23 protein-coding genes are annotated in these 25986 nt (G+C 36.4%); 9 read left to right on the top strand and 14 right to left on the bottom strand.

Annotated features, from left to right (window positions below):
- The first annotated feature begins 79 nt into the window (after positions 1-79).
- Both argA and F9B76_RS00255 read left to right on the top strand, forming a co-directional pair.
- Positions 80-1432, top strand: a complete 1353-nt coding sequence (gene argA / locus F9B76_RS00260; RefSeq protein ID WP_159990283.1) for an amino-acid N-acetyltransferase — start codon at positions 80-82, stop codon at positions 1430-1432.
- Between the two features lie 13 nt (positions 1433-1445).
- Complete coding sequence (locus tag F9B76_RS00255) at positions 1446-1718, top strand: oxidative damage protection protein (protein ID WP_159990282.1); 273 nt, start codon at positions 1446-1448, stop codon at positions 1716-1718.
- Between the two features lie 63 nt (positions 1719-1781).
- Here the strand turns inward: F9B76_RS00255 and F9B76_RS00250 are convergent, their stop codons facing one another.
- The 13 genes from F9B76_RS00250 to F9B76_RS00190 all read right to left on the bottom strand — a co-directional run bounded on the left by F9B76_RS00250 (position 1782) and on the right by F9B76_RS00190 (position 17296).
- Entirely contained in the window at positions 1782-3413 is a 1632-nt protein-coding gene (locus F9B76_RS00250; RefSeq protein ID WP_159990281.1) for an ABC transporter substrate-binding protein, read from the bottom strand.
- 751 nt (positions 3414-4164) lie between these two features.
- Positions 4165-5754, bottom strand: coding sequence for an ABC transporter ATP-binding protein (locus F9B76_RS00245; RefSeq protein WP_159990280.1), 1590 nt, complete (start codon positions 5752-5754; stop codon positions 4165-4167).
- A gap of 11 nt (positions 5755-5765) precedes the next feature.
- Complete coding sequence (oppC, locus tag F9B76_RS00240) at positions 5766-6680, bottom strand: oligopeptide ABC transporter permease OppC (RefSeq protein WP_159990279.1); 915 nt, start codon at positions 6678-6680, stop codon at positions 5766-5768.
- 26 nt (positions 6681-6706) lie between these two features.
- Positions 6707-7630 (bottom strand): oligopeptide ABC transporter permease OppB, encoded by a 924-nt coding sequence (gene oppB / locus F9B76_RS00235; RefSeq protein ID WP_159990278.1) that lies wholly within the window; start codon positions 7628-7630, stop codon positions 6707-6709.
- Between the two features lie 158 nt (positions 7631-7788).
- Positions 7789-9423 (bottom strand): ABC transporter substrate-binding protein, encoded by a 1635-nt coding sequence (locus F9B76_RS00230; RefSeq protein ID WP_159990277.1) that lies wholly within the window; start codon positions 9421-9423, stop codon positions 7789-7791.
- Between the two features lie 379 nt (positions 9424-9802).
- Entirely contained in the window at positions 9803-10123 is a 321-nt protein-coding gene (locus F9B76_RS00225; RefSeq protein ID WP_159990276.1) for a barstar family protein, read from the bottom strand.
- A 12-nt stretch (positions 10124-10135) separates the two neighbouring features.
- Positions 10136-10651, bottom strand: coding sequence for a ribonuclease domain-containing protein (locus tag F9B76_RS00220; RefSeq protein WP_159990275.1), 516 nt, complete (start codon positions 10649-10651; stop codon positions 10136-10138).
- 166 nt (positions 10652-10817) lie between these two features.
- Positions 10818-12521, bottom strand: a complete 1704-nt coding sequence (locus tag F9B76_RS00215) for an FMN-binding glutamate synthase family protein (RefSeq protein ID WP_159990274.1) — start codon at positions 12519-12521, stop codon at positions 10818-10820.
- Between the two features lie 74 nt (positions 12522-12595).
- Positions 12596-13093 carry a hypothetical protein gene (locus F9B76_RS00210; RefSeq protein ID WP_159990273.1) on the bottom strand — a complete coding sequence of 166 codons (498 nt, stop codon included), beginning with the start codon at positions 13091-13093 and terminating at the stop codon, positions 12596-12598.
- A 207-nt stretch (positions 13094-13300) separates the two neighbouring features.
- Positions 13301-13858, bottom strand: a complete 558-nt coding sequence (locus F9B76_RS00205; protein WP_159990272.1) for a hypothetical protein — start codon at positions 13856-13858, stop codon at positions 13301-13303.
- Between the two features lie 180 nt (positions 13859-14038).
- On the bottom strand, positions 14039-14605 hold the full coding sequence (locus F9B76_RS00200) for a carboxypeptidase regulatory-like domain-containing protein (protein ID WP_159990271.1): 567 nt from the start codon (positions 14603-14605) through the stop codon (positions 14039-14041).
- Positions 14606-14720: 115 nt separating this feature from the next.
- Positions 14721-15698 carry a cation diffusion facilitator family transporter gene (locus tag F9B76_RS00195; protein ID WP_159990270.1) on the bottom strand — a complete coding sequence of 326 codons (978 nt, stop codon included), beginning with the start codon at positions 15696-15698 and terminating at the stop codon, positions 14721-14723.
- A gap of 338 nt (positions 15699-16036) precedes the next feature.
- The gene (locus F9B76_RS00190) at positions 16037-17296 is read right to left on the bottom strand and encodes an aspartate kinase (RefSeq protein ID WP_159990269.1); all 1260 of its coding nucleotides are present in this window, start codon (positions 17294-17296) and stop codon (positions 16037-16039) included.
- A gap of 436 nt (positions 17297-17732) precedes the next feature.
- Between F9B76_RS00190 and F9B76_RS00185 the strand changes: the two genes are divergently transcribed.
- From F9B76_RS00185 to F9B76_RS00155, 7 genes are all read left to right on the top strand, one after another.
- Positions 17733-19652, top strand: coding sequence for a TonB-dependent receptor (locus F9B76_RS00185; protein WP_159990268.1), 1920 nt, complete (start codon positions 17733-17735; stop codon positions 19650-19652).
- A gap of 51 nt (positions 19653-19703) precedes the next feature.
- Complete coding sequence (locus F9B76_RS00180) at positions 19704-20672, top strand: ABC transporter substrate-binding protein (RefSeq protein ID WP_201289316.1); 969 nt, start codon at positions 19704-19706, stop codon at positions 20670-20672.
- Between the two features lie 89 nt (positions 20673-20761).
- Positions 20762-21559 carry an ABC transporter permease gene (locus F9B76_RS00175; protein ID WP_159990267.1) on the top strand — a complete coding sequence of 266 codons (798 nt, stop codon included), beginning with the start codon at positions 20762-20764 and terminating at the stop codon, positions 21557-21559.
- Positions 21559-22248 carry an ATP-binding cassette domain-containing protein gene (locus F9B76_RS00170; RefSeq protein ID WP_201289315.1) on the top strand — a complete coding sequence of 230 codons (690 nt, stop codon included), beginning with the start codon at positions 21559-21561 and terminating at the stop codon, positions 22246-22248. The genes F9B76_RS00175 and F9B76_RS00170 overlap by 1 nt, the downstream gene beginning before the upstream one ends.
- Positions 22241-23365 (top strand): NnrS family protein, encoded by a 1125-nt coding sequence (locus tag F9B76_RS00165; protein WP_201289314.1) that lies wholly within the window; start codon positions 22241-22243, stop codon positions 23363-23365. Before F9B76_RS00170 ends, F9B76_RS00165 begins: the two co-directional genes overlap by 8 nt.
- Positions 23366-23428: 63 nt before the next feature.
- Positions 23429-24067 carry an NAD(P)H-binding protein gene (locus F9B76_RS00160; RefSeq protein ID WP_159990266.1) on the top strand — a complete coding sequence of 213 codons (639 nt, stop codon included), beginning with the start codon at positions 23429-23431 and terminating at the stop codon, positions 24065-24067.
- Positions 24068-24219: 152 nt separating this feature from the next.
- A complete protein-coding gene (locus tag F9B76_RS00155) occupies positions 24220-25059 on the top strand; it encodes an integrase core domain-containing protein (protein ID WP_159990265.1) in 840 nt (279 codons plus the stop codon).
- Positions 25060-25271: 212 nt separating this feature from the next.
- Here the strand turns inward: F9B76_RS00155 and F9B76_RS00150 are convergent, their stop codons facing one another.
- A complete protein-coding gene (locus tag F9B76_RS00150) occupies positions 25272-25934 on the bottom strand; it encodes an NAD(P)H-dependent oxidoreductase (RefSeq protein WP_159990264.1) in 663 nt (220 codons plus the stop codon).
- Positions 25935-25986: the final 52 nt, after the last annotated feature.

Below are 25986 nucleotides of genomic sequence, written 5' to 3'. Positions count from 1 at the left end.
ATCCATTTTGTATTACTCACTATTATAATTTTCAAAATAGATTTACGCTATCCCTATCTTTCATGGAGGACACTTTTTCATGTCAATTGAAACAGAAACCTACTCAGCGTTAGATGCGCCCGAATATGCTCCTGCTCAATTTGTTCGTTGGTTTCGTGATGTTGCCCCCTATGTACATACCATGCGAGGCAAAACCTTTGTTGTTGGGTTTGGTGGCGATTTAGTCCAAGAAGAACGGCTTAATGCCTTAATACAGGATTTATCCTTACTCACCGCATTAGGTGTTCGTTTGGTACTGGTATTTGGTTCCCTTCCCCAAGTAAATGAACAGCTACGCTTAAAAGGATATGATTTTCAATTTGATACAGGTATGGAGCCTACATCAGCGATTGCACTTGAATGCTGTAAAGAAGCAGCAGGTGAACTTCGTTTAGATATTGAGGCAGCCTTTAGTCAAGGGTTGCCCAATACCCCCATGTCAAATGCTCAAATACACGTTATTTCTGGTAATTTTGTCACTGCTCAACCTATTGGAGTTATTGATGGGATTGATTATAAACATACTGGAAAAGTCAGAAAATTTGATATTACCTCTATTCATAAAGCCATTTCCCTTGGTGCTGTCGTTTTATTAGGGCCAATTGGTTTTTCTCCAACAGGAGAGGCCTTTAATATCGCGATGGAAGAACTTGCTACCCATGCGGCTATTGCACTTAAAGCCGATAAATTAGTTTTTCTCAATCAATCAACCGTATTAAGGGATGATAATGGTCATGTTATTACCGAAATTGCCCGTGCAGAAGCAGAAAAAATTCTAAAGGAAAAAAGCATAGAGCCTCACTTTGCTAATCTTTTAAAACATACCGTTAAAGCAGTGCGTTGTGGTGTTAAGCGGGCTCATATTATCCCCCATAATTTGGATGGTAGCCTACTACTTGAATACTTTACCCATGATGGTATCGGTACAATGGTCGTAGAAGATACACTAGATGATTTACGCCCAGCAACTATGGACGATATTGGGGCTATTCTGTCATTAATTGAACCTCTTGAAGCCGATGGCACACTTGTCCCTAGAGGACGGCATATTATTGAACGAGATGTCGAGAAATTTACCGTGCTAGAGCATGACGGCATTATCTATGGCTGTGTTTCACTTATACCCTACACCAATGAACAGATGGCTGAAATGGCTTGTTTAATTGTACACCCAGATTGGCAAAGTGCAGGTGAAGGCGAGCTATTACTTAAACATACCGAATCCAAGGCACGCACAATGGGCATTAAAAAACTTTTCGTTCTTACGACTCGAACATCACATTGGTTTATGAACCGTGGTTTTATACAAGGAACATTAGACGACTTGCCAAAGGAAAAGCAAATCAATTACAATCGTTCTAGAAACAGTCTTATTTTTATCAAGAATTTATAGAAGGAAGTTATTTATGGCTCGTATGGTTCAATGTGTAAAATTAAAAAAAGAAGCACCAGGTCTTGATTACCCTCCATATCCTGGAGAACTTGGCGTACAAATTTACAAAAATATCTCTCGTGAAGCTTGGCAAAACTGGATGGATATTCAAACACGCATTGTCAATGAAAACAGACTTAATCTTGCTGATGTGCGTGCCAGAAAATACGTTAGACAACAAATGGAAAGTTATCTCTTTGATGACCAAGATGTTGAAGCACAAGGCTATACACCGCCAAGTGCTTAATCATTAATCAGTCACTAGATTAATAAAAGAAAGGGTTAGATACGCTAACCCTTTTTTTGAGCTTTATTTTTTAATATACAGATTTTGTAGTAAGACACGAGCAAGCGGATCTTTACCCGTATATCCCCCTACATAAGGTTTTATCAATCGTACACGCACATAGTTATAAAAGGGAATCAATGCAAAATCATCCGCTAGAATTTGTTCCGCTTTAGCATAAGCTTCAGCACGTGCTTCACTATCCTCAATTTTATACGCATTCGTAATTACATCATCATACGCTTTACTTTTATAGAAAGTAGAATTTTGACTAGAATCAGATAGGAAGTAATTCGTAAAAGTAGTTGCCTGATTATAATCTGCTCCCCAACCACTCAGTGCAATCTCATAATTACCCTGACGACGTGTATCTAAAAAGGTTTTCCATTCTTGATTTTCTAATTTAACATTGATTAAGCCGTTTGTATTCTTTTTCCAAATAGATGCCACAGCAATAGCAATTTTTTTATGACCTTCACTGGTGTTATACAGAATCGTAAATTTCAGTGGATTTGATTGGCTAAAGCCTGCCTCTTCTAATAATTTAATCGCTTCTGCACTTCGCTCTTGCATTGACTGGTTCGCATAAGCTGGCTGTTGAATTTTATGTCCTTCATTAATATAAGGTGGCGTAAAGACATAAGTAGGTATTTGCCCCTGTCCTAATACTTTATCGGTAATAATATTTCGGTCTAGTGCTAGATTTAATGCTTTACGTACCCGAATATCGTTAAAAGGAGGTTTACTATGATTAATATCATAAGTATAGGTTGTTAGTATGCGATTGTTAAATATCTCATTTGGAATTTCTTTTTTGAGTTTGGCATATAATTCCGCAGGCAGACCATTATTAACATCTAAATCACCTGCCCGATAACGCTGTACATCGGCGACACCTGACTCAATCGCTAAGAAAGTTGCTTTATCAATAACCGTTTCTTTATCATTCCAATAAAATGGATTACGTTCAAATACGATTTTGCCATTAATCACATGATCAACGAGCTTATAAGCACCATTACCCACTATATTTTCTTTTTTTACCCAACTATCCCCAAATTTTTCAATCACTTTTTGTGGGAGTGGAAACACAGATGGATGTGCTGTCATCGATACTAAATAAGGGACAGGATTATTTAGGGTTAATTGAAGGGTATAATCATCTACTGCTTTAATGCCAAGTGTATCAGGAGATTTTTTACCTTCGATAATCTCATTTGCATTTTCGATTTGAAGAAACTCAAGATAACTTGCGTAAGGTGCTGCTGTCGCTGGTGTAACAAGACGCTGCCATGCAAAGACAAAATCATGCGCCGTAACAGGATCACCGTTAGACCACTTGGCTTCTGGACGTAGTTTAAATGTCCACTGTTTAAAATCAGGAGAATGCTCCCAAGATACGGCAACACCAGGTATGATATTACCATCTTCATCTGCTGTTACAAGCCCCTCAAATAATTGTAATGCCACTTGTGATTCTGGGCCTCCCGCTATTTGATTGGGATCAAAACTTTGCGGTTCTGTACCATTATTAACCGTAATTTCTTGCTTTTCTGCCAATACCGTACCTTCAGGTACTTTGGCTGCAAAAGCAGTTGTCGATAAACCAAAAATAATTGTCGCAGATAATACCGAATATTTCATAATAGACTGCATTATTATTCTCCTGAATAAAGCATTATGCTATAAAGTAAAAATGTACTAAAACATTAGGGTTTGCATTTTGTTCTGCCATAAGCAAAGAAACTAGATCAATAAACGCCCACAACCCTATTTATCCATTAAAAATAGTTTGATAAATTTCTCTATCATTAATGTAAAAACGCTATAACAATATGCACTTTTTACTATGTAATATCCAATAAACTACTGTTTTTGATAAATAATACGATAACATAGTAGGGATTATACAGTTTCATTACAATTAATAATAATTTAAATTCATTAAAGTTAAGAAACTATTTTTAACATTGCATTATTTTAAAGACTATTAACAACACTCAATATCAGGGAAATCCCTATTTATTAAAATTTAAAGAAATTTTTAAAGAACTATTTAACTTTAAACCAATAAAGTATCCTGAGAATATTAAAAAGAGGCTGTATTAGATTAGCCGTTATATTAACCTATAAAAATGAAGATAAATCATTGTAAATAAAAGCAATCTACACAAAGAAAATGATTAGCATTTTATAATAGAAATCACTAACCGATCAGAAGCTAGATATACTAGATAACCCCTCTCATTCAGCCATATTTTATCGTAAGATTAGGAGAAGGTAATGTGTTTAGGGCTAATCTAATACAGTCCCTTATTTAAAAACATAGCACTTCTCATTTAAATTTAAACCACAAAAAAGAGGCACTACTAGAGTACCTCTTTTTGATAAATAACTTCTTATTATTTTACAAATTTGAAGCTGTAATCAAGCGTTTTGTATAGTCATCTTTGGGAGATTCAAAGATTTGATGGACATCACCGCTCTCAACGACTTGACCTTGACTCATCACAATGACTCGATCACTTAATGCCCGAATAACAGAAAGATCATGGCTAATAAAGATATAACTTAGACCATATTTTTTCTGTAAACGGTTAAGCAATTCTACAACCGTAATTTGTGTAGAACGGTCCAATGCAGAAGTGGGTTCATCTAATAATACAAACTTAGGTTCAAGAATAATCGCTCTCGCAATCGCAATTCGCTGGCGTTGTCCTCCTGAGAACTCATGTGGATAGCGGTTAATCATACTGGGTGATAAATTAACCTCTTCCAACATTTTCATCACTTTTTCACGACGTTGCTGTGCGGTTAAATGCGGAAAGTGTACAGATAAGCCTTCTCCAATAATTTCACCAACGGTTAAACGAGGTGAAAGTGAATTAAATGGATCTTGGAATACCATCTGCATATCTTTTTTTAATAATTTGCGTTCAGACTTTGATAATTTTGCAATAACAGCATCATTAAAAGTAATATTACCCCGATAATCCAATATCTGCATAATGGCTCTACCCAGTGTCGATTTACCTGAGCCTGATTCACCCACAATACCCAATGTTTCACCAACATCAAGGGTTAATGAGATACCTTTGACCGCTTTAAATACTTTTTTAGGTTTACCAAAGAAAGTCCGTTTTAACACATACTCTACCTCAATATTATCGGCTTTAATTAGCGTAGCAGTATGTTCATTTGCTTGTTTTAAATTAACTGGAATCGGTGTTAGTAACTCAATAGTATAAGGGTGCTGTGGATGATTAAATACTTGTTGGGTTTCACCACGCTCAATAATCTCTCCATGTTGCATCACACAAACTTGATCACTGTATTTTTTGACTAAACGTAAATCATGGGAAATAAGAATAATCGCCATACCCATTTCACGCTGTAAATCATGCATTAAATCAAGAATTTCTGCCTGTGTCGTTACATCAAGTGCAGTAGTCGGTTCATCCGCAATTAATAAATCAGGGGTATTAATAATTGCCATTGCAATCATAATACGTTGTAGTTGCCCACCCGAAAACTCATGAGGATAACATTTGAGTTTTTTCTCAATATTGGGTATTTTAACTTTCTGTAAAATAGCTAATGCCTGTTTTTCCGCCTCTGTACGACTGATTTGACGGTGAGTCATCACTGCTTCAAGAATCTGTTCCCCAATGGTCATAAAGGGGTTTAATGAGGTCATGGGTTCTTGGAAAATCATTCCAATACGATCCCCTCGAATAGCACGCAGTTGTTCCTCTGTTAGCTGTAGAATATCTTGCCCTTCAAAAAGAATCGTTGATTCCTTTCCATATTGCACAATATTAGAAGGCAGTAATTGCATGATTGACATCGCCGTTACTGACTTACCTGAGCCAGACTCACCAACAATGGCTAGCGTTTGTCCTTTTTCGACCTCAAATGAACTATTACGTACAGCGTGTACCAATTGTTCATCTGTTTTTAAATAAACATTAAGCTGATTAACGGTTAATAATTTCATGATCCTATCCCCTATTTATCTTTTGGGTCAAGTGCATCACGCAAACCATCACCGATAAAATTAAAACAAAACAAGGTTAAACATAAGAAAAATGCAGGAAAAATCAATAACCAAGGAGATGTTTCCATTTGCATAGCCCCATCACTCAGCAATGCCCCCCAACTACTCATTGGCTCTTGTGTACCTAATCCTAAGAAACTAAGAAAAGATTCAAATAAAATCAATGCAGGCACTTCAAGTGAAGCATAAACAGCTACTAAACCTAATACATTAGGAATAATATGCTTCCAAATAATTTGACGACGAGAAACACCACAAACAATCGCGGCTTCTACAAACTCTTTATTTTTTAAACTTAATGTTTGTCCTCTTACAATACGGGCAAGGTTTAACCATGCAATCATACCAATAGCAACAAAAATCAGTAGAATATCTTTACCGAATAAGGTAATTAATAAAATAATAAAGAACATAAAAGGAAATGACGCAAGAATTTCTAAGGTTCTCATCATCACCATATCCACTTTGCCACCTAAATAACCTGAAATAGCACCATACAAAGTCCCCATAATCACGGCAATAAACGCACCAGCAATACCGACCATTAAGGAAATTCGCCCTCCAATAGCCACTCGAACAAGTAAATCTCGTCCTGCTGAGTCTGTACCAAAATAATGACCTGATGCAAAATCTGGTGCAGTATTCATCAAGCTATAATCGGTATCTTCATAGCTAAATGGTATAAGCATTGGTGCAAAAATAATGAATAAAATAATCAATAATAAAATGATTAAGCTACCAACCGCTGCTTTATTCCGAAAAAATCGACGGCGAGCATCTTGCCACAAACTACGCCCTTGTACACTTTGTGTTTGCATAGCTTCTACAGTACGGTCTATTGCTTGTTGATCTGAATGAGCAGACATCGCTCTCTCCTTTATAATAAAACTGCTTATGAATAACGAATTTTCGGATCAATCACTGCATAGAGAATATCTACAACAGTATTAAATAAAATAGTGAGAAAACCAACTAAAATTGTGAGACTCATCACCAAAGAATAGTCTCGGTTTAACGCACCATTCACAAAAAGCTGACCGATACCCGGGATACCAAATACACTTTCAATCACGATTGAACCCGTAATAATCCCTACAAAAACTGAACCCAGATAACTCACCACGGGCATTAAGGCAGGACGAAGCGCATGTTTTAAGAGGATTTTTCGCATCGGTAAGCCTTTTGCTTTAGCGGTACGAATAAAATTGGAATGCAAGACTTCAATCATTGAGCCTCGTGTAATACGCGCAATCCCTGCCACATAAGCAATCGTTAAGGAAGTAACAGGTAAGACCATATAATAAAGTTCACCGCCATTCCAGCCACCCGCAGGCAACCAATCCAGATAAATCGCAAAAATTAATACTAATAATGGGGCAAATACAAAGCTAGGCATAATAATACCTATCATCGCCGAGGACATCAGCAGATAATCCCACCGGCTATTTTGTTTTAAGGCAGCAAATGTACCAACCGACACACCTATCAACACGGCAAAGAAGAAAGAAACAACACCAAGTTTAAATGAAACGGGAAAAGCAGAAGCAACCAGACTATTAACCGTTTGATCTTTATATTTAAAAGAAGGCCCAAAGTCTCCTTGAGCCATATTCTTTAAATATAAGAAGTATTGCTTATACAAAGGCTCATTAAGATGGTATTTTGCCTCAATATTCGCCATCACCTCAGGGGAATACGCACGTTCTGAGGTAAAAGGACTACCCGGTGCAAGACGCATTAAAAAGAATGAAACGGTGATAAGAATCAGTAGCGTTGGAATCGCTTCTAATATCCGCCTTAAAATAAATTTCAACATTAAGTATCTCCCAAAAAACCAGAAATAACTATTGATAAGTATTAAAGCAAAAGATTCTTATCATTCAAAACAACGCTTTCGTATTTTGTTGATACGCAATCATTTGTAATACTAAAGAACAAAACAAGGGGGAAAGCCCCCCTTGTTACCTTGGATATTTATTTTTTGATATAAAGATTACGCAGTAAAACATGGTCTTGAGGGTCTTTACCTGAATAACCGCCTACATACGGTTTGACAAGACGTGTATTTACATAGTTATAGACTGCAATCAATGCAAAATCATTGGCTAGAATTTCTTCTGCTTTGGCATAGGCACTTTCACGTCCTTCACTATCATCAAAGGTATAGGAAGCTGCAATCGCCTCATCATAGGCTTTATTTTTATAAGAAGCCGTATTATTACTTGAATTAGAAAGGAAATAGTTACCAAAAGTGGTCGCATGATTATAGTCAGCCACCCAACCTGCACGAGCAACATCATAATTACCTTGACGGCGGCTATCTACATATGTTTTCCATTCTTGATTTTCTAATTTAACATTGACTAAACCTTTGGTATTGTTTTTCCAAAGTGATGCTGCCGCAATAGCGATTTTTTTGTGACTTTCATTAGTGTTATAGAGAATCGTAAACGTCAATGGATTTGACTTACTAAAACCCGCCTCTTCTAATAATTTAATCGCTTCTGCACTACGCTCTTGCATAGATTGGTTTGCATAAGCAGGTTGTTGAATCTTATTCCCTTCATTAATATAAGGCGGTGTAAAGACATAAGTAGGTGTCTGTCCCTGTGCTAATACTTTATCAGTAATAATTGTTCTGTCTAGTGCTAAATTAAGTGCTTTACGAACACGAATATCATTAAACGGTGCTTTTGTATGATTGACTTCATACATATACGTTGACAGTGTTCTTGTCACAAATAATTCATCAGGTAGTTCTTTTTTTAATTTTGGGAAGATCTCTGGCGGTAAACCATAGTTTGTCATATCTAAATCGCCAGCACGATAACGTTGTACATCCGTCATCGGTTGTTCAATCGTAAGGAAAGTCGCTTTATTAATAATGGTTTCTTTATCATTCCAGTAATGGGGATTACGTTCAAATACAATTTTGCCATTAACCACATGGTCAACCAGTTTATAAGCACCATTCCCTACGATATTTTCTTTTTTTACCCAATTATCCCCAAATTTTTCAACTACTTTTTGAGGAACAGGTAAGACAGATTGATGTGCAACCATAGGTACTAAGTAAGGCACAGGATTGCTTAATGTTAATTGGAGGGTATGATCATCTACTGCTTTAACACCTAATGCATCAGGAGATTTTTTACCCTCAATAACATCATTCGCATTTTCAATTTGAAGATAGTTTAGATAACTTGCATAAGGTGCTGCTGTCGTTGGCGTAACAAGACGTTGCCATGCAAAAACAAAATCATGTGCGGTAACAGGATCACCATTAGACCATTTGGCATCAGGACGTAATTTAAATGTCCATTGTTTGAAATCAGGTGAATGTTCCCATGATTCTGCTACACCGGGTATAACATTTCCGTCTTCATCTCCTGTAACAAGCCCCTCAAATAATTGATAAGCCACTTGAGACTCTGGTACACCTTCTGATTTATGAGGATCTAAACTTTGTGGCTCTGTGCCATTATTAATCGTAATTTCTTGCTTATCGGCTAATACAGTGCCTGCTGGCACTTTAGCTGCCAAAGCAGATGTTGATAAGCCTAGTGCAATTGCTGCTGATAATACCGAATATTTTAGGATAGGTTGCATCTGTTGTTTCCCTTAATTAGAATTTAGAATAAATAGTAACGATAAGTATAAAAACATAAAATTTATTAATAACTTAAAAAAGTAATTTTGTAAAGTTTTTTTAACTTTTATGTGCAGTTATACCTAAACATACCTATTTTCTATCAAAATACAGTCGCCCAAAGATCTAGGCTATTACATTACATTCAAAGTAATATAGCTGATAAAACCTAAATCTTACGCTATTTTCCGCACTATTTTAAAGGCTATTTATATCACTCAATATCAGGGGAAACCCCTATTATTTGATAATAAGGGTAATATTAAAAATTTATTTTGTTATATTTTTGCAACATTTTATAAGAAAAAACTAGGGACTATCTCCTCTCCCCTATACCATCTACTCTTCTATGCCTATGATTAATGTAAAATCTTCTCGCTCTACTTCCATTTCTTGTAACAGTATCATTAATTGATCATAGAAAGTTTTACTAAGAAATACCTTACTTTGTTGATGTTCTAACCAATACCATTCAATAGGCCCTTCTAAATCTGTACTGAGAAAATCCCATAATGCATCAAGATTATGACTAAAATAAGAAGGTAACTTTACTTGCTGAGCTAAAGCATTATAAAACTCTGCCTCACTATGAATAAGAGGAATTTTTATTTGATGAATACGTGAAGGCTGCTTTATTTTGGTCTGCGTACATTTTTTCATTTTATTCCCCTACTACTCACAACTTGGTACACGAGAAAAATGTTCATAATGATCAATCGTAATATAACGTTCTTGTTGCGTATTAAAGACTAACCGCTTTGCATTACGCTTATTCCCACGATAATCTAAATCCGCCTCTTTCCACTGTCCTTTAGGCAGACGGTTTTCATAATTACCAAAACGATCCCCTCCAATTGATTTTCCTTTGAGTTCAGGAATACGATTAAAAGGAACACCTGCTGACCACCCTAAAGCACTTGCTTCTCGTTTTGTCACAAAATACGAGGGAAGTTGTTGGGTCGTATTAAGGCTACGAATAATACCCACTAGCTGATTAACATCAATCTTATTATCTAATTGTTCACGATTAAACTTATCCAGCACGACTTCACAAGAATGACTTGCCTGTTTTGATAGTATTTCTCGCTCTTGTTGCGTAGGTGCTTTTGCAAAAGCAAGTGCAGATGAGGCACTAACACTAGCCACAACACCTATAAATAGACGAGAAAAATAAAGCGCTATTTGCATAAATAATCCTAAAGAGATTTGACCTTATCACAATAGTATAAATAATATTTATTAAAAAGATATTTTCGTTAGATGTATTACTTAACGATAGCTTTAATACCAGATGATATATAAGGATACGTTATACATCATCTGGATTAATATTACCCCCTATTGATAACCCTTTTTATGTAGATGACGCATTTTTTTCTTCAGGAACAATAGGTATGGTTGTCGCAGTATAAGGGCGATAGACAGCATTTAGTTTAACCATCAGTTCTTCCATTTGCTCATTGGGGTCAAATGAATCGGCACGAGCCACAGGCCAAGCCACTTCAAATAAACGAGAATGATAAATACCATTGAGTAAATCATTCTCTTGAAACTCAGGGTAAATAGCCGATAATAACCGTATTTCTGTCGGTGAAATACGACGAGCAATATGGTGTGCTTTCAATAAATTAGGATGGCTTAAACCAGCAGCCCCTACCAATTCACCCACGGCACGCATCGTATTACGGTGGTAGTTATAGACACGTTCTGATTTATTATCCACATCAAGTGCCTTAGCACGTTTAGGATCTTGTGTTGCTACCCCTGTTGGGCATTTATCGGTATGACAAACTTGTGCTTGGATACAGCCGACAGCAAACATAAAACCACGACCAGCATTACACCAATCAGCCCCTAAGGATAAGGTTCTGGCAATATCAAAGGCAGAAATAATTTTACCCGCAGCCCCAATCTTAATATATTTACGTAAACCAATACCCACCAAGGTATTATGTACTAAACGTAATGCCTCACGCAAAGGTGTACCAACATGATCAGCAAATTCAACTGGTGCCGCACCTGTACCACCTTCAGCCCCATCTACCACAATAAAATCAGGATAAATCCCTGTTTCTAACATCGCCTTAGCAATCGCAAAAAATTCCCATGCATGGCCTACACAAATTTTAAAGCCTGTTGGTTTACCCCCCGATAAATCGCGCATTCGTTGAATAAACTTTAGCATACCGATAGGTGTATCAAATTCAGGATGAGTAGAGGGTGAATTACAATCAATACCAATAGGAATACCACGTGCCTCTGCAATCTCGGCAGTCACTTTTGCACCTGGTAAGATACCACCATGACCGGGTTTTGCACCTTGTGATACTTTTAATTCAATCATCTTAACATTGGGATGGCGAGCTTTTTCAGCAAATTTTTCATCATTAAAAGTACCATCTTCATTACGACAACCAAAATAGCTAGAACCAATATTCCAGATAAGATCACCACCTTGTAAATGATACTTACTAATACCACCCTCACCTGTATCATGGGCAAATTTACCTTTAAGTGCTCCTCGATTTAAGGCAGACACAGCATTAGCCGATAATGCACCAAAACTCATCGCCGAAATATTAAAGATCGACATACTATAAGGCTGTTTACATTGAGGGCCACCTACTGTAATACGAAAATCGGTATCTGTAATATGAAAAGGGTGCATAGAATGGTTAATCCACTCATAGTCTTTTTCATACACATCTTTAATCGTACCAAAGGGACGTTTATCAATCTGTTGTTTGGCTCGCTGATACACGATTGAGCGTTGCAAACGTGAGAAAGGTAAGTTTTCCGTATCATTCTCAATAAAATACTGACGAATTTCGGGACGAATTGACTCTAATAAGAATCGTAAATTCCCAATAATAGGATAGTTACGACGGATAGAATGCCGTACCTGTTTCATATCATATATCCCTAATCCTGTCAGGATAATACAGGGAATCGCTAGCCATAACCAATTCGCATTAAAAAGCGATAAAATCAATCCTACTACCGCTAAAATAGCGATAAGGACAAAAACTAAATAACGAGAGAAAAATGGAATTCTCATAACTCACCCAGATAAGAAAAGTAAAGCCTCAGGCATATACCTGAGGCTATAATAATCAATATACTAACTATTAATTATTTAAGTGGAGGTTGAACAGGCTGACCTTTAACAGCAGTAACGATAGCTTGAGCTGTTTGTTGGTCTCCTACTAAGAATAGGAAGTTTTCACCATCACGAGCACTATTTAATGAAACCACTTGTGAGCCTACTACCGTAACAAAACCACGATTATTAACGGCTGCTAATGCTTTTGATGCGGTAGGATTTAGTACCGCACGAACAAAAATACGACCTTTATCATCTTGTACGGATTCAATATTTGTTAATTGATCACGCGTAAAAAGCGGTTGTTGTGCAACATAAATAGTTGATTGCTCTGATACTTTGAGTGGACGATAACCTTTTACCACTTTATCTGAAGCAACATAAACCTCAAAAGAAGCTGCTTGTTGTGCTTGCGCTTGTTGAGCAACTGTCTCTGTTGCTGCATCTTTGCTAGCACTTGATGCACAACCTGCCAAAATAGCAGCTAATGGTAATACGGCTAATGCCAATTTACGAGAAAACTTCATCATCATTCCTTATTGGTTAGACATAAATAAAACTTCTGCACATTATAACAAAGAAATACCTATCCTCTCTACTCGCTACCTTATAAAAGCAAAGAGATATTTCACTGTTTTACCATTTAAAAATACTAAAAAGGGCAGATAAGCCCGCCCTTTTCTCATATCGTATATGACGCTTTTATATAAAGATAATAACTACATCTTAGAAATTTACTTACTCGCTTTCGCTTGACGTAAGATATCGGCTACTTCACGTGCTTGGTTTAGTGTTGCCATAGGTAAGAGTAAAACGCCATCTTGTAGTTTAGCGCCTGCATTATCAATTTTAGAGAAAACCGAGTTATTTAAGCTAGCTAAAACTGTATTTGAACGATGGTGTGCTAAGGCAGCGCTTAAACGCTTATTCGCCGCATCACTTAAACGGATACCTAAAGCAGGTTGGTCAGATACGGTTTTTGCAACAAAAGCATTACGAACATCTTCCATTGAAGCAATCGCACCTGTTGTATAGTAGGTTACATCACCTGATTTAATCTCTTCTGTTGCTTGTGTAGCAGGGGCTTTTTTCTTGCTTGATTTTTTACTGGCAACTGGTTTATGTGTAGAACCAACATAAAGGTGGAAAGTTTTAGCATTATTTTGAGCACTTCTATTTTCTTTCACCACAACATCTGATGGCGTAGATGGACTAGTACGAGGAAAAAATGAAAAACAAGCCGTTAAGCTCAAACTTAATGCAACACCAATGGCAATACGAGAAAGTTTCATAGAATTTATCCTAAATCTGAAAATTAAATAAAATCACATTACCCTATCAATCATAAGACAATATAGGATGCCTTTTTATCATGACAAAGAAATTACCGCTACTATAGAGAAATTATGCAAAATAGTCATCAAAAATTTGAAGATTTTTCTATTTTTTTTGTAAATAAACGTCAATATATACTAATGGAAATATCCTGCACAACGGTCTTGTTGATTTAAGTCGATTGCCTGAGCTGCTGAGGTAAGTTTCACCCTTTTGGCTAATAAACCGCCGTATTCAACTGGACCACTTCGAGGGGCTGTATCGACCCAATATAGACGAGTTGATAAAAAGTATTCTCCTTGAGGAACATTCGGGAAAGCAAATTGACCAAAGGTATTCGTTTTCACCTGATATAAAGCTTGTTTATACAAAGCACTTGCTGGTTCGCTCAGCACTCTTCCACGTTGGCAGACTTCTTTAAACCATTGTTCACTCGCCTTAGAGACAGGATTAAGTACAACATCGATCATAGCACCAGAATATTCTTTAAATTGTCGGTTATCCTGTAGATAGGCACGTCCAACTAGCTGTGTTGTCCCTGTACCCTTTTTAATATCTGACGGGTCAAAATTAACACGTTCTACATGAGGGCGCTTAGCATGATCAATTGAACGATAACGATGCTGTGTTACCGTACTACATGCCGCTAAAAATAAGGTTATACCGACGATACTAACGAAACGAAAACGATGCGAAAAAAACATTATCACCTTGATAATTAATCTATAAAAGTGGCATTATTTTACCGTAAAATTCACTCTATTTTAAGCACTATTTTATTTTAGATACGCATGGTTTATTTTAGTATCATAAAATATACTAATGATGATGGCAGGTATGGTGTGGTGCATGGTGCTGATGATTCTGCATGCCATCACAATAGAGTGTTTCACTATGTTGATGACGTTTACCTTCTACCTGTAGCGTACTATGCAAAATACCGTAATCTTTTAATTTAGCTTCTATTTGATGAATTATTTGGCTTGTTTCTACGACTGTTAATGTCTCTTCTACAACCAAATGAGCAGAAAAATAATGACCTTGTCCTGTTAATGTCCAGACATGTAAATCATGAATGCCTTGTATTCCTTCTGTATTCAATATATCCTCTACAATAGATTGCTGATTGATATGAGAAGGGGCGGCTTCCATAAGGATAGGGAACGTGCTTTTGAGAATACCATAAGCACTTCGAGCAATCAGTAGTGCTACCATCACACTTACTAAAGGGTCAGCCAATCGCCAATCAAAAAACATCATTAACAATGCCGCAATAATCGCACCGACTGATCCCAGTAAATCTCCTAGCACATGTAAATAAGCACTTCGCATATTCACATTTTGCTCTGTATCTCCCTGACGATGCATATACACAGCAATCACAATATTCACCACCAAGCCAATAAAGCTAATCAGCAACATTCCTACTGTTGCAATCTCTGGTGGTTGGTAAAACCGTCTAATCGCTTCAATAATAATTAATACCGCAATAACAATTAACGTTATGCCATTTAATGCAGCAGCTAAAATTTCAGCTCTCTTGTAACCAAAGGTATTTTGTGAATTACTTGCCCGTTCAGCAAATTGAAAGGCTAATAAAGATAATCCTATCGCAAAGGCATCTGAAAACATATGACCTGCATCAGATAGTAAAGCTAGGCTTCCTGTCCACAGACCCCCTATCACTTCAACCATCATATAAATAGCGATAATCCATAATGAAATACGCAATACTTTTTTATTACTGGTATGAACATGATGATGTCCATCATGGTGATGGTGGTGTGCAGATGACATAGTAAAACACTCCTTTCCCTTAGGATAATAATAGCATTTATTATAAATAACAATAAGCACTACTGACATAGGAGAATCATTACTTATATAAAAAATAGTTATTACATTTTGCTACTTTATATACAACAGAAATGATGAATTAAAAATCTCTATCTATTGACCTATATATCTACTACATCAATATAGAAATTTGTCATGAATAAAATTTGTTTTTAAATAAAATAGGCAATAACTTGAGCGACCTAAACACTATTTACAGTTGTTGTTTCAAACAATAAAGGACGGTATTACTACCGTCCCTTTTATCAAATAAGCAAATTATGCTAAGTTCATAAACTTTATGAATTATTTTCTTTATCCAGATTAAATGCTTTATGTAAAGCTCTAACCGCTAACTCCATATACTTATCTTCAATAGCCACAGAGGTTTTGATTTCGCTTGTACTAATCATCTGAATATTAACACCTTCTTTTGAGAGCGTACCAAACATCTTGCTTGCAACACCTGCATGAGAATGCATCCCTATCCCTACGATAGAAACTTTAGCAATTTTATCATCTGCTATCACTTCACGCGCATTAATGGCAGGTGCAACTTGACTATTAATCACCTCAATAGCACGTTTAAAATCATTACGATTAACGGTAAATGAAAAGTCTGTTGTACCATCAACGGATTGATTTTGGATAATCATATCCACATCAATATTGGCTTGGGCAATAGGATCAAGAATTGTATAGGCAACACCCGGTTGGTCAGGTACACCTAAAAGCGTAATTTTGGCTTCATCGCGACTAAAGGCGATACCAGAAACAATAGCGGCTTCCATTTTTGAATTTTCCTCAAGAGTAATTAACGTTCCTGAATTTTTTTCAACTTCAAGATCAATATTAGGGTCGGTAAGCGAAGAAAGAACACGTAAAGGCACATGATACTTACCTGCAAATTCAACTGAACGAATTTGAAGGACTTTAGAACCTAAAGAGGCCATTTCCAACATTTCTTCAAATGAAATAACGGATAAACGGCGAGCATCCGGCTCTACCCGTGGGTCAGTCGTATAAACACCATCAACATCTGTATAGATAAGGCATTCATCTGCCTTAATAGCTGCCGCAATAGCGACTGCTGAGGTATCTGAACCACCACGTCCAAGAGTGGTAATATTACCCTCATCATCAACCCCTTGGAAACCCGTTACAACAACGACTTTACCTTGATCTAAATCACGTTTGATACGGTCTGGCTCAATACTAGTAATACGTGCTTTGGTATAAGATTTATCCGTATGCACAGGAACTTGCCAGCCTGTATAGCTACGCGCAGAAACACCTAATGTTTGTAATGCAATAGCAAGTAAAGCACTACTAGCCTGCTCCCCTGTCGCAGCTAACATATCTAATTCTCTACGGTCGGCTAACTCGTTAATTTCTTTAGCAAGCCCCAACAAACGATTAGTTTCCCCTGCCATAGCAGATGGAACAACAACAACTTGATGACCAGCCGCATGCCATTTGGCAACACGTTTAGCCACATTTTGGATACGTTCGATAGAACCCATTGAGGTTCCACCATATTTGTGGACGATTAAAGACATCTTAAAAAAAGTAAAAAGCAAATAATAAATAAGCCCTTTATTTTACATAGGTTTTTAAAAAATAGTAGCTGATAAGCCAAAACCATTATAAATTCTATTTCCTTATATATTATTTAAAGTATTTAGATAATTCGTTTAGTAATATTAAAACTCGGCACTACTACTCTTTTTCTTATCCATCTACTCCCATAAAATATACCTTCTGTTACATAAAATATAACAATCATTTTCCCCTACCCCCTAAAAAATCTTTCTTTTCATAACAATAATTTAATATAAGTTATTGAAATATAAGAAATTTATAGGCTATTTATCATATACATTGATATAAAACTATTACGCTAAATTTATAGAATTTCCTCATATCGGTTTACTTCATATTACTTTTGTACGATAATGAAAAAGGAAATGATAATTATTCTTATAGGAGGTTTAAATGAATTTAAAATTATCTATTTGCACACTCTTAAGTAGTTTTATTACGATAACTACCTTTGCTCAAGAGCTTGCTAATCCAGATACGATTGAACCGATTAAATTCTTTTCACCTCCTAAACCCATTACTCCGAATATTGCATTAGGTTATTTTCCTGAAAATCAGTTTGATCGTACTGATCGCCGTGATTACTACTTTGTGACAGAAAATATTGATAAAGCCTTTCGCCCTTTAAAAATCAATAGTGGGTTTTATGGTAAGAATTTTTATAACGCAATATCGGCACAAGCACGCGGTGCAAATTTTTATGGAATTGCCAACCTTAATCACACAAAAGCCAATGGATATAAAGATGGTGCAGGTCATGATGTTGATTGGGGGTATAAGCGATTTAATCAATCAGTGATTTTAGGATTTGTCCCTTCTGAATATCAAGAATACAAACTCACTTATCTACATGACAATATAGATGATGATAAACAACCTGAGTTTGCGATGGATCCTATTAAAACAGAGCGGCATATTGCTAAACTCAATGCTCGGTGGGGTAAGGCTGATTTAAGTAATACACTGCAAGCCGAAACAAGTTTTATCAAGATGCAGCGTCATGCTGATAACTATACATTACGAGAAAATCACGCACAAAATATATATCTTGATTTAGAACGTAAAATGTTTAACTTCTCCCTTAAACATGATTACGATATTGGTCAGTTTCATAACACAGCAGCTATTTCTTATCAACATGATTACTTTAATGGAGAGCGCTATCTACATACCCCCCGAAGGGATATTCTTAATGGATATCGTTTTGGTGATGTACATATCAATCGCTATCGTCTATCAAATACCTTATCCTATCGTTTTAATGAACAACATAAACTTGGTTTAGGACTGACGTATGAATTTAATGAAGCGGAGGTTCGTAAAAATACCACACGTCTTGCCAACCCTATGAATCCACGCTTAGCATTTGCTAATCCTCAACAGATATGGCAAGCTCATTATGGTTATGCATTTGATGGTAAAGTACGACAAGAAACTTTCTCAGGAGAATTACAATACGATTACACCCCATCAGAATATCAAAAGTACAGCCTTACCTTAGCTCATATTGAACGAGTTGGAAACCATTTAGAACGCTTTAATTCTATTGCGGCAATTATTCATAATACGATTAATGGTCAATTAATGAACCAACGACCTGTTGCTGCTATTGTAGGGAATCCTTTACTTAAACCAGAACAACATAATTTTATTAAACTTAGCATTGATACCAAAAATGATGCCTATAATGACTATATGAACTCACTAACAGGGCAAGGTTGGCATATAGGTGGTGATTTAATCTTTGATAAAGTAAAAGATTTAATTATTTTTGATCGTGCTAGAAACCAACGTGGTGTCTCCACCCAAGGCGGTGGGATTATCACTCGAAATGTAGATGCCCGCCTATTTACAGCTCAAGCCTATGCACACTACAACTTTAATGCACATTGGGCAGCAGGGCTTAAAGCACGCTATAACTACGGACAGAATGAAACCGATGGTCGTGCGTTATACCAAATGCGTCCATTTGAGTTAATGGCACAGGCAGATTATAAAGATTATTTTAGTCTTGGTAGCTACAATGTAGGGATTACTGCACGCTATGTCGCTAAGCAACACCGTGGAGATTTTGATAAAACAAAAGGGTTAGGAATAGACAACCATGAAGCCGCCAAAAGCTTTGTTGTTGCAGATATTTATGCTGGTATTAATATCCACGATAAATATGGCGTACGGTTAGGTATTAATAATATATTTGATAAACGTTATGCTGAGTTTATCAGTGGTGATCATGTTGTCGCCCTATCCCCTACTGCCGTAGTGAATGCACCGGGTAGAACATATTGGCTTAGCCTACACGCTGCATTCTAACGTTTAATCTTAACTTTATTCAGACTCTTTTTCCGATTAGGAGAAATCATTATGCAAAGACGAGGATTTTTAAAATTATTAGCAGGTACTTCAACACTAGGACTTTCACCCAATTTATTAGCTGCGGAGAAAGAAACCTTTGCTATTTACGGAGCGCCTGCCCTACCTAGTATGATTATCGGGATTGCTGCTGTACAAGGGCAATTAACCAAACAGATGGATGTATCACTAAAAACATGGCGATCACCTGATCAGTTACGTGCAGGGGTTGCAAGTGGTCAATTTAAAGTAATGATGAGCCCAAGTAATGTAGGGGTTAATTTAGCTAACCAAGGGCAGCGTGTTGGTATGATTAATATTCTCACCAAAGGGATTATTAATATTGTCAGTAAACAAGCGATTAATCAACCACAAGATTTAATAGGTAAAAAAGTCTTAATTCCTTTCAAAAACGATATGCTTGATATTGTTTTACACGCTTTACTTAAAAAACTGAATATTGATAGCCAAAAAATAGCTATCACTTATACGGCAACACCTCCTGAGGCGGTGGGTTTATTCCTCAATAAAGATTTTGATGCTGTTTTACTCCCCGAACCAATGGCAAGTGCCAGTATCTTAAAAGGGAAAACAATGGGAATCAATGTAGTGCGTAGTTTTAATTTAACCCAAGCATGGGGTGAGGCATTTAATACACAAGCAATGATTCCACAAGCAGGGATTATTGCAGATATTGACTACTTTCAACAACATCAAGAACAATTTGAATTATTCCATCAGGATTTACAAGCGGCTCTAGCATGGGCAAACAACAACCCACAAAGTGCCGCTCAAATTGGTAAAAACTATATGCCTGCTCCTGTACCTGCCTTAGTACAAAGTTTACCTTACGCAAATCTCACCGTAACAAAAAGTAGAGATATCAAAACCGAATTAATGCAATTTTATGAAGAGTTAATGCGATTTAATCCTAAATTACTTGGGGGTAAATTACCAAGTGATGATTTTTTCTTGGTATAAATACATATCGGATAAACTTATCTGGGGGTAAGTGATTATTCGATACACTTTGATGGTTTTTAGTTTATTTTGTATTAGCCCCATCTATTATGATTAAGACCGATAAAATCAAAAAACCACAGCCTATGATATTTATTATTATAGATTATCTATGGAGTGGTTTTACTAGCCTTGCAATTGCTATGGTACTCGTTGCTTTGTGGGCTTGGGGAAGCACAGTATTCGGTGAGTTTATGCTGCCTTCCCCTTTAAATGTTTTTCATCAATCATGGGCTTTATTGCAACAATTTAGCCTTTATGAATTAGATATTACACTATCACGAGCTATTTTAGGGATTAGTATTTCTTTAATAGCAGGATTATGCTTAGGTTTAATAGCAGGTAGCTTTAAAACCGCCATGGCATTACTTAAACCCATTATCACGATTTTATTAGCTATGCCCCCTATTATCTGGGTAGTGATGGCATTGTTCTGGTTTGGATTTGGTTCACCCAGCGTATTATTTACGATTATTGTACTAGTATCCCCCCTAACGTTTGCCAGTGCCGCAATGGGTATGGCGAGTATTAACCAACAACATGAAGAGCTTTTTGATGCTTACCGTTGTTCTTTATTAAAAAAAATCCGTTATCTCTACCTCCCTCACCTTACTAGCTATGTCATCTCTAGTATCAGTATTGCAGTTGCAATGGGTGTCAAAGTGGTTATTATGGCGGAGCTATTAGGTGCAAGTGATGGTATGGGCGCTAAAATTGCCGATGCTCGAGTCATGTTAGAAACATCTACGGTAATGGCATATGTTGTATTGGTTATTGTTTTTGTCTCACTTTTTGAATACCTCATCACCAAGCCCCTTGAAATTATTCTAATGCCTTGGAGACGATAATGCTAACATTAGATCATATTCGTTTTGAGATACTACGAGATCCTATTATTCGTCATTTTAGCTTTACACTACAACGAGGTGAGGTAAAAACCTTATTTGGACCCAGTGGCTGTGGTAAAACAACTATTCTACGTCTTATTGCAGGACTAGAGACCCCAAAATCAGGAAAAATAAGTAGTGATTTTCAAAAAATTGGATTTTTATTTCAAGAAAACCGCTTACTTGAAAATCTGACAGCGATGCAAAATATCACTATTTTTATGGAAAAGGCGGATATACCTGCTGTGATTGCATTAGCAGCCAAAGTTGGACTCACACAAGGGGATTTATATAAATACCCAACAGAGCTTTCAGGCGGTATGGCAAAACGTGTCGCCTTTTTACGTCTTTTACTGTGTGGTTGTGACTTGGCATTATTAGATGAACCCTTTGTTGGATTAGATCGTGATTTACGCGATATATTAGTTCGTCTTTTAAATGACAAAATTGAGCAAGGAATGGCTTGTGTACTTGTTACTCATGATCGTTTTGAAGCGGCTCGATTAAGCCATGAGATTTTATTTTTATCCCCAAAAGGCATGAAGATTAACCATCGAGTTATCTTACCAGAACCCCTCTCTTCTCGTGATTCATCGTACGAAGAAAAAATCGTTGCTCGTGAGTTTCAAGGAATCCATTATTATGAGTAGCTGGCAAACCTTCTTTACGCACCCCATGCGTCCTTTTTTTGTAATAACGGCCTGTTTTGCTATTATCAGTAGCATCAGTTTTTGGATAAGTCCAACAGCAATTATTCTGCACAGACAAATTTTTCTTGAATTTATGTTACCCGCTGCCTACGGTGGTTTTTTAATGGCAGCTTTATTAGAATGGACTCACTTCTCAGGAAGTCTAAAAGGGATTGCTAATATACTTGGGATATTACTACTATTAGGGTTTATCACACTTTTTATTGCTCCTACTATAAGTAGTTATATTATCGCTGCGTACTGGTTCGTTTTATTGCTTTTTACCACATGGCTTATATGGTTAGATCGTAATACCAATAACTTTGCCCTCTTACTATTACTATCTTGTTTTACCCTTGTGCAAACACGTTATGCCATGACAGGCGATCTTTCATGGCTTAAAACCCAAGTTCATTTAAATATGGCGGCGGTGATGTTGGTATCCTTTCGGGTTAGTATTCTCTTAGGAAATGAAGCACTAAAAAGAAGTACATTAAAGGATCCTATCTTTATTCCTAATGCAGTTTATAAAAATATCGCTATTTTACTTATTTTAATGTATGCAATCGCTGAACGCTACCTACCACAACAAGCTGTTGGTTTTATGGCATTAGCTGTTGGTCTGATTCTACTCGCTAAACTGCGTGAGTTACATCATCATGAACTACTACGCATACATTATGTACGTACATATTATTTTTTACAACTTTTTGCCAGTATAGCTTATCTCTGGTTAGGCTATACACATCTTTTTCAAACACTTAGCAGTACCCCCTTACACCTCATTACGATAGCAGGTATCTTTGGTGGTGTGCTTATGGTGTGGCTTACTGCTGGCTTATGGCATAGTGGATTTATACGATTAGATTACCCTATACTTTGCCGTATTGCTTTACCCCTATTATTCCTTACCGCACTAACTCGTACGGTATTAATGCCTTTAGCACCAGAATGGTTACAAACCAACATTCCCTCTTTATTGCTGATAATGGTATTTGTACTCTATTTGCTAACATTTATACCAATTTTTAAGCAAAATCCTTTTACAGATGATCCTGAAGGTAGTGGTGGTTGTTAAGTCCAAATAAAAAAGTAATTTTTAAAAACCGTATAATATGATTTTATTTAAGGTTAAAATTTTATGAAAGCATTATTGATTGGCGCAACAGGTGCTACAGGTAAAGACTTATTACCACTTTTGCTTGCTGATACAGCATTTACAGAAGTTGTTGTATTCTCTCGCCGTCCCTTATCTATTAACCATGAAAAATTGACCGTCCATATTGTTGAGTTTGACAAAGCAGATACATGGGCAGATAAAGTTAAGGGAGATATTGCTTTCTCATGCCTCGGCACAACGATTAAAGCCGCTAAAACACAACAAGCACAATGGCAAGTTGATTATGAATATCAATATGCTTTTGCTAAAGCCGCTAAAACAAATCAAGTAAATACTTTTGTTTTGGTCTCCTCAGGTTTTGCCTCACCACAGTCTCGTAACTTTTATACTCGTATGAAAGGACAATTAGAAGAAGCTATTAAACAGCTTGGTTTTGCAAATTTACTGATTTTCCGTCCCCCTGTATTAATCCGTCAAAACAGTCAACGTATAGGAGAAGTGTGGAGTATCAAAATCTTACAAGCGTTTAATACTATTGGGTTATTAAAAAGTATGAAACCGATGCCAACCAAAACCTTAGCGACGGCTCTAGTCTCTGTCGCTAAAAAATATAAAGGGATCCATACCTTAGAAGCAAAAGATATTTGGTCGATACAATAGATGAATATCATACTTAAATTCAAGATAGAAGTACAAGGTTTTAAAAGATAAACTGATGGTGCAAAATGTGCAACTTCGTCTTTAAATCTACCTTTATCAATAAGGTGTAGAATAAACTAGCGTTGTTTACATTATTTTAAGATAATAGTACGATGAATATACACAAAAACACTCGCTTATTACCTCGCCAAAGAGAAGAGATTTGGCTAGCTTACACGCAAAACAAACAAAATGTCACCTCTTTAGCGAAAGAATACAAGGTTTCTCGCCCCACCATCTATAAGATACTCAAACTCGCTCGTGGTCGATTATTAAAACCTCAGACCAGTATCAATAATCGGTTTAGACAGGCTAAATTTGGGATTAAACGCTTAGCCAAAGTAGAAAAGTCCATCCAAGAACGATTAAAAAAACAAGCCAAACGCTATAATAAATCCTATCCTGGCGAGATGATTCATGTCGATACAAAACGTTTGCCTTTACTAAAAGGACAACATACACAAAGTCAAAGGGAATATCTGTTTGTAGCTATTGATGATTACTCGCGTGAATTATATGCGGCTATTATGCCAGATAAAACCGCCTTTAGTGCGGCTACGTTCTTAACCCAACATCTGATAGACCCTTGTCCTTATACCATAGAGGTTATTTACTCGGATAATGGAACAGAATATAAAGGAACAAAAGAACATGAGTTTGGTAAAGCTTGTTATCAACATCATATCAATCAAAAATTTACTAAAGTCGCCAATCCTAAAACCAATGGAAAAGCAGAACGGGTAATTAGAACCTTGATGCAAATGTGGCATGATAAACATGAATTTACCGATAGCCAGCATAGAAAACAGGAGCTTACCCGATTTATTAATTTCTACAACACCGTAAAACCACATAGTGCTCTTGTTTACCAAGATCAACTTGGTCATAAACGGACACTGACACCTTACGAATATTTAGAAATTTATTTTGCAAATAGTGTAAACAACGCTTGAGTTTCTAACAAATAAGGATATTTAAAAAGGTAAATACCATCATAGATGAAGATAAAACCTTTTTAAATATCCTTTATTTTTAAAATAGCTAGAAACCCCTCAAAAAGAGAAAATCTATTTAATAAAACACTTCGTTTTAATATAGATGGATATACAAATGAATGTTTACCTCAATAAAATAATATTTTTCATATATCCACTTATTAAATTTATTATTTAATCCACTTCACTACTTCTTCAATAGGTTTGCGTGATTTGCGAGTAATCTCTTTAGCACGATAACCAAAAGTTGCCATAACAGATACGCCCCATTCTTCTGGATTAAACACACCTGCTTCTACCAAAATCTGATTGACTGCCTCATAGTTAAATCCTTCAATAGGACAAGAATCAATACCTATTACTGCTGCACCTGTCATCATATTTCCTAATGCAATATAGGTTTGTTTACTGCACCAGTCAAATAAAGCTCGTTCACTTTCGGTTACTTTAATATCCTGCTCTTGAAAACTCTTATACTTTTCAATTACTTGTTCCATTTGTTCACCCGTAATATTACGCCGCCCCAATCCTTGACGTAAAAAGGCAGAATCCCAACGAGCATTTTTCTTAGCTAGAAATACCACTAGATGGCTACAATCCTCTACTTGCGTTTGCATTCCCCAACTAACTGGTTTCAGCTTTAAGCGTAACTCAGGATTTTGAATAACAACAAACTGCCAAGGCTCTGAACCAACTGAACTAGGCGATAAACGTCCTAACTCTAGGATATAATCAAAATCTTCTTGGCTAATTTTCTTCTCAGGATCATAAGCACGAGTAGCACTACGATATTGAAATGCTTTTAAAAACTGCTCTTTAGTAATACCAAACATTTTATTTTCCTATAGAGAGATAAATAATTATTATAACGATAACTTTTCAAAA

It is taken from the genome of Pelistega ratti (assembly GCF_009833965.1).
In the GTDB taxonomy this organism is placed as follows: Bacteria; Pseudomonadota; Gammaproteobacteria; order Burkholderiales; family Burkholderiaceae_B; genus Taylorella; species Taylorella ratti.
This window is presented reverse-complemented; position numbering and strand designations above follow the sequence as displayed.

What these genes read in the sequence shown, in the direction of transcription:
- F9B76_RS00200 (WP_159990271.1), bottom strand. Translation starts at nt 14,605, where the DNA reads ATGTTTTTTTCGCATCGTTTTCGTTTCGTTAGTATCGTCGGTATAACC.
- F9B76_RS00150 (WP_159990264.1), bottom strand. Translation starts at nt 25,934, where the DNA reads ATGTTTGGTATTACTAAAGAGCAGTTTTTAAAAGCATTTCAATATCGT.
- F9B76_RS00155 (WP_159990265.1), top strand. Translation starts at nt 24,220, where the DNA reads ATGAATATACACAAAAACACTCGCTTATTACCTCGCCAAAGAGAAGAG.
- F9B76_RS00175 (WP_159990267.1), top strand. Translation starts at nt 20,762, where the DNA reads ATGATTAAGACCGATAAAATCAAAAAACCACAGCCTATGATATTTATT.
- argA (WP_159990283.1), top strand. Translation starts at nt 80, where the DNA reads ATGTCAATTGAAACAGAAACCTACTCAGCGTTAGATGCGCCCGAATAT.
- F9B76_RS00195 (WP_159990270.1), bottom strand. Translation starts at nt 15,698, where the DNA reads ATGTCATCTGCACACCACCATCACCATGATGGACATCATCATGTTCAT.
- F9B76_RS00230 (WP_159990277.1), bottom strand. Translation starts at nt 9,423, where the DNA reads ATGCAACCTATCCTAAAATATTCGGTATTATCAGCAGCAATTGCACTA.
- F9B76_RS00210 (WP_159990273.1), bottom strand. Translation starts at nt 13,093, where the DNA reads ATGAAGTTTTCTCGTAAATTGGCATTAGCCGTATTACCATTAGCTGCT.
- F9B76_RS00185 (WP_159990268.1), top strand. Translation starts at nt 17,733, where the DNA reads ATGAATTTAAAATTATCTATTTGCACACTCTTAAGTAGTTTTATTACG.
- F9B76_RS00220 (WP_159990275.1), bottom strand. Translation starts at nt 10,651, where the DNA reads ATGCAAATAGCGCTTTATTTTTCTCGTCTATTTATAGGTGTTGTGGCT.
- F9B76_RS00205 (WP_159990272.1), bottom strand. Translation starts at nt 13,858, where the DNA reads ATGAAACTTTCTCGTATTGCCATTGGTGTTGCATTAAGTTTGAGCTTA.
- F9B76_RS00165 (WP_201289314.1), top strand. Translation starts at nt 22,241, where the DNA reads ATGAGTAGCTGGCAAACCTTCTTTACGCACCCCATGCGTCCTTTTTTT.
- F9B76_RS00215 (WP_159990274.1), bottom strand. Translation starts at nt 12,521, where the DNA reads ATGAGAATTCCATTTTTCTCTCGTTATTTAGTTTTTGTCCTTATCGCT.
- F9B76_RS00250 (WP_159990281.1), bottom strand. Translation starts at nt 3,413, where the DNA reads ATGCAGTCTATTATGAAATATTCGGTATTATCTGCGACAATTATTTTT.
- oppB (WP_159990278.1), bottom strand. Translation starts at nt 7,630, where the DNA reads ATGTTGAAATTTATTTTAAGGCGGATATTAGAAGCGATTCCAACGCTA.
- oppC (WP_159990279.1), bottom strand. Translation starts at nt 6,680, where the DNA reads ATGTCTGCTCATTCAGATCAACAAGCAATAGACCGTACTGTAGAAGCT.
- F9B76_RS00255 (WP_159990282.1), top strand. Translation starts at nt 1,446, where the DNA reads ATGGCTCGTATGGTTCAATGTGTAAAATTAAAAAAAGAAGCACCAGGT.
- F9B76_RS00245 (WP_159990280.1), bottom strand. Translation starts at nt 5,754, where the DNA reads ATGAAATTATTAACCGTTAATCAGCTTAATGTTTATTTAAAAACAGAT.
- F9B76_RS00170 (WP_201289315.1), top strand. Translation starts at nt 21,559, where the DNA reads ATGCTAACATTAGATCATATTCGTTTTGAGATACTACGAGATCCTATT.
- F9B76_RS00180 (WP_201289316.1), top strand. Translation starts at nt 19,704, where the DNA reads ATGCAAAGACGAGGATTTTTAAAATTATTAGCAGGTACTTCAACACTA.
- F9B76_RS00190 (WP_159990269.1), bottom strand. Translation starts at nt 17,296, where the DNA reads ATGTCTTTAATCGTCCACAAATATGGTGGAACCTCAATGGGTTCTATC.
- F9B76_RS00225 (WP_159990276.1), bottom strand. Translation starts at nt 10,123, where the DNA reads ATGAAAAAATGTACGCAGACCAAAATAAAGCAGCCTTCACGTATTCAT.
- F9B76_RS00160 (WP_159990266.1), top strand. Translation starts at nt 23,429, where the DNA reads ATGAAAGCATTATTGATTGGCGCAACAGGTGCTACAGGTAAAGACTTA.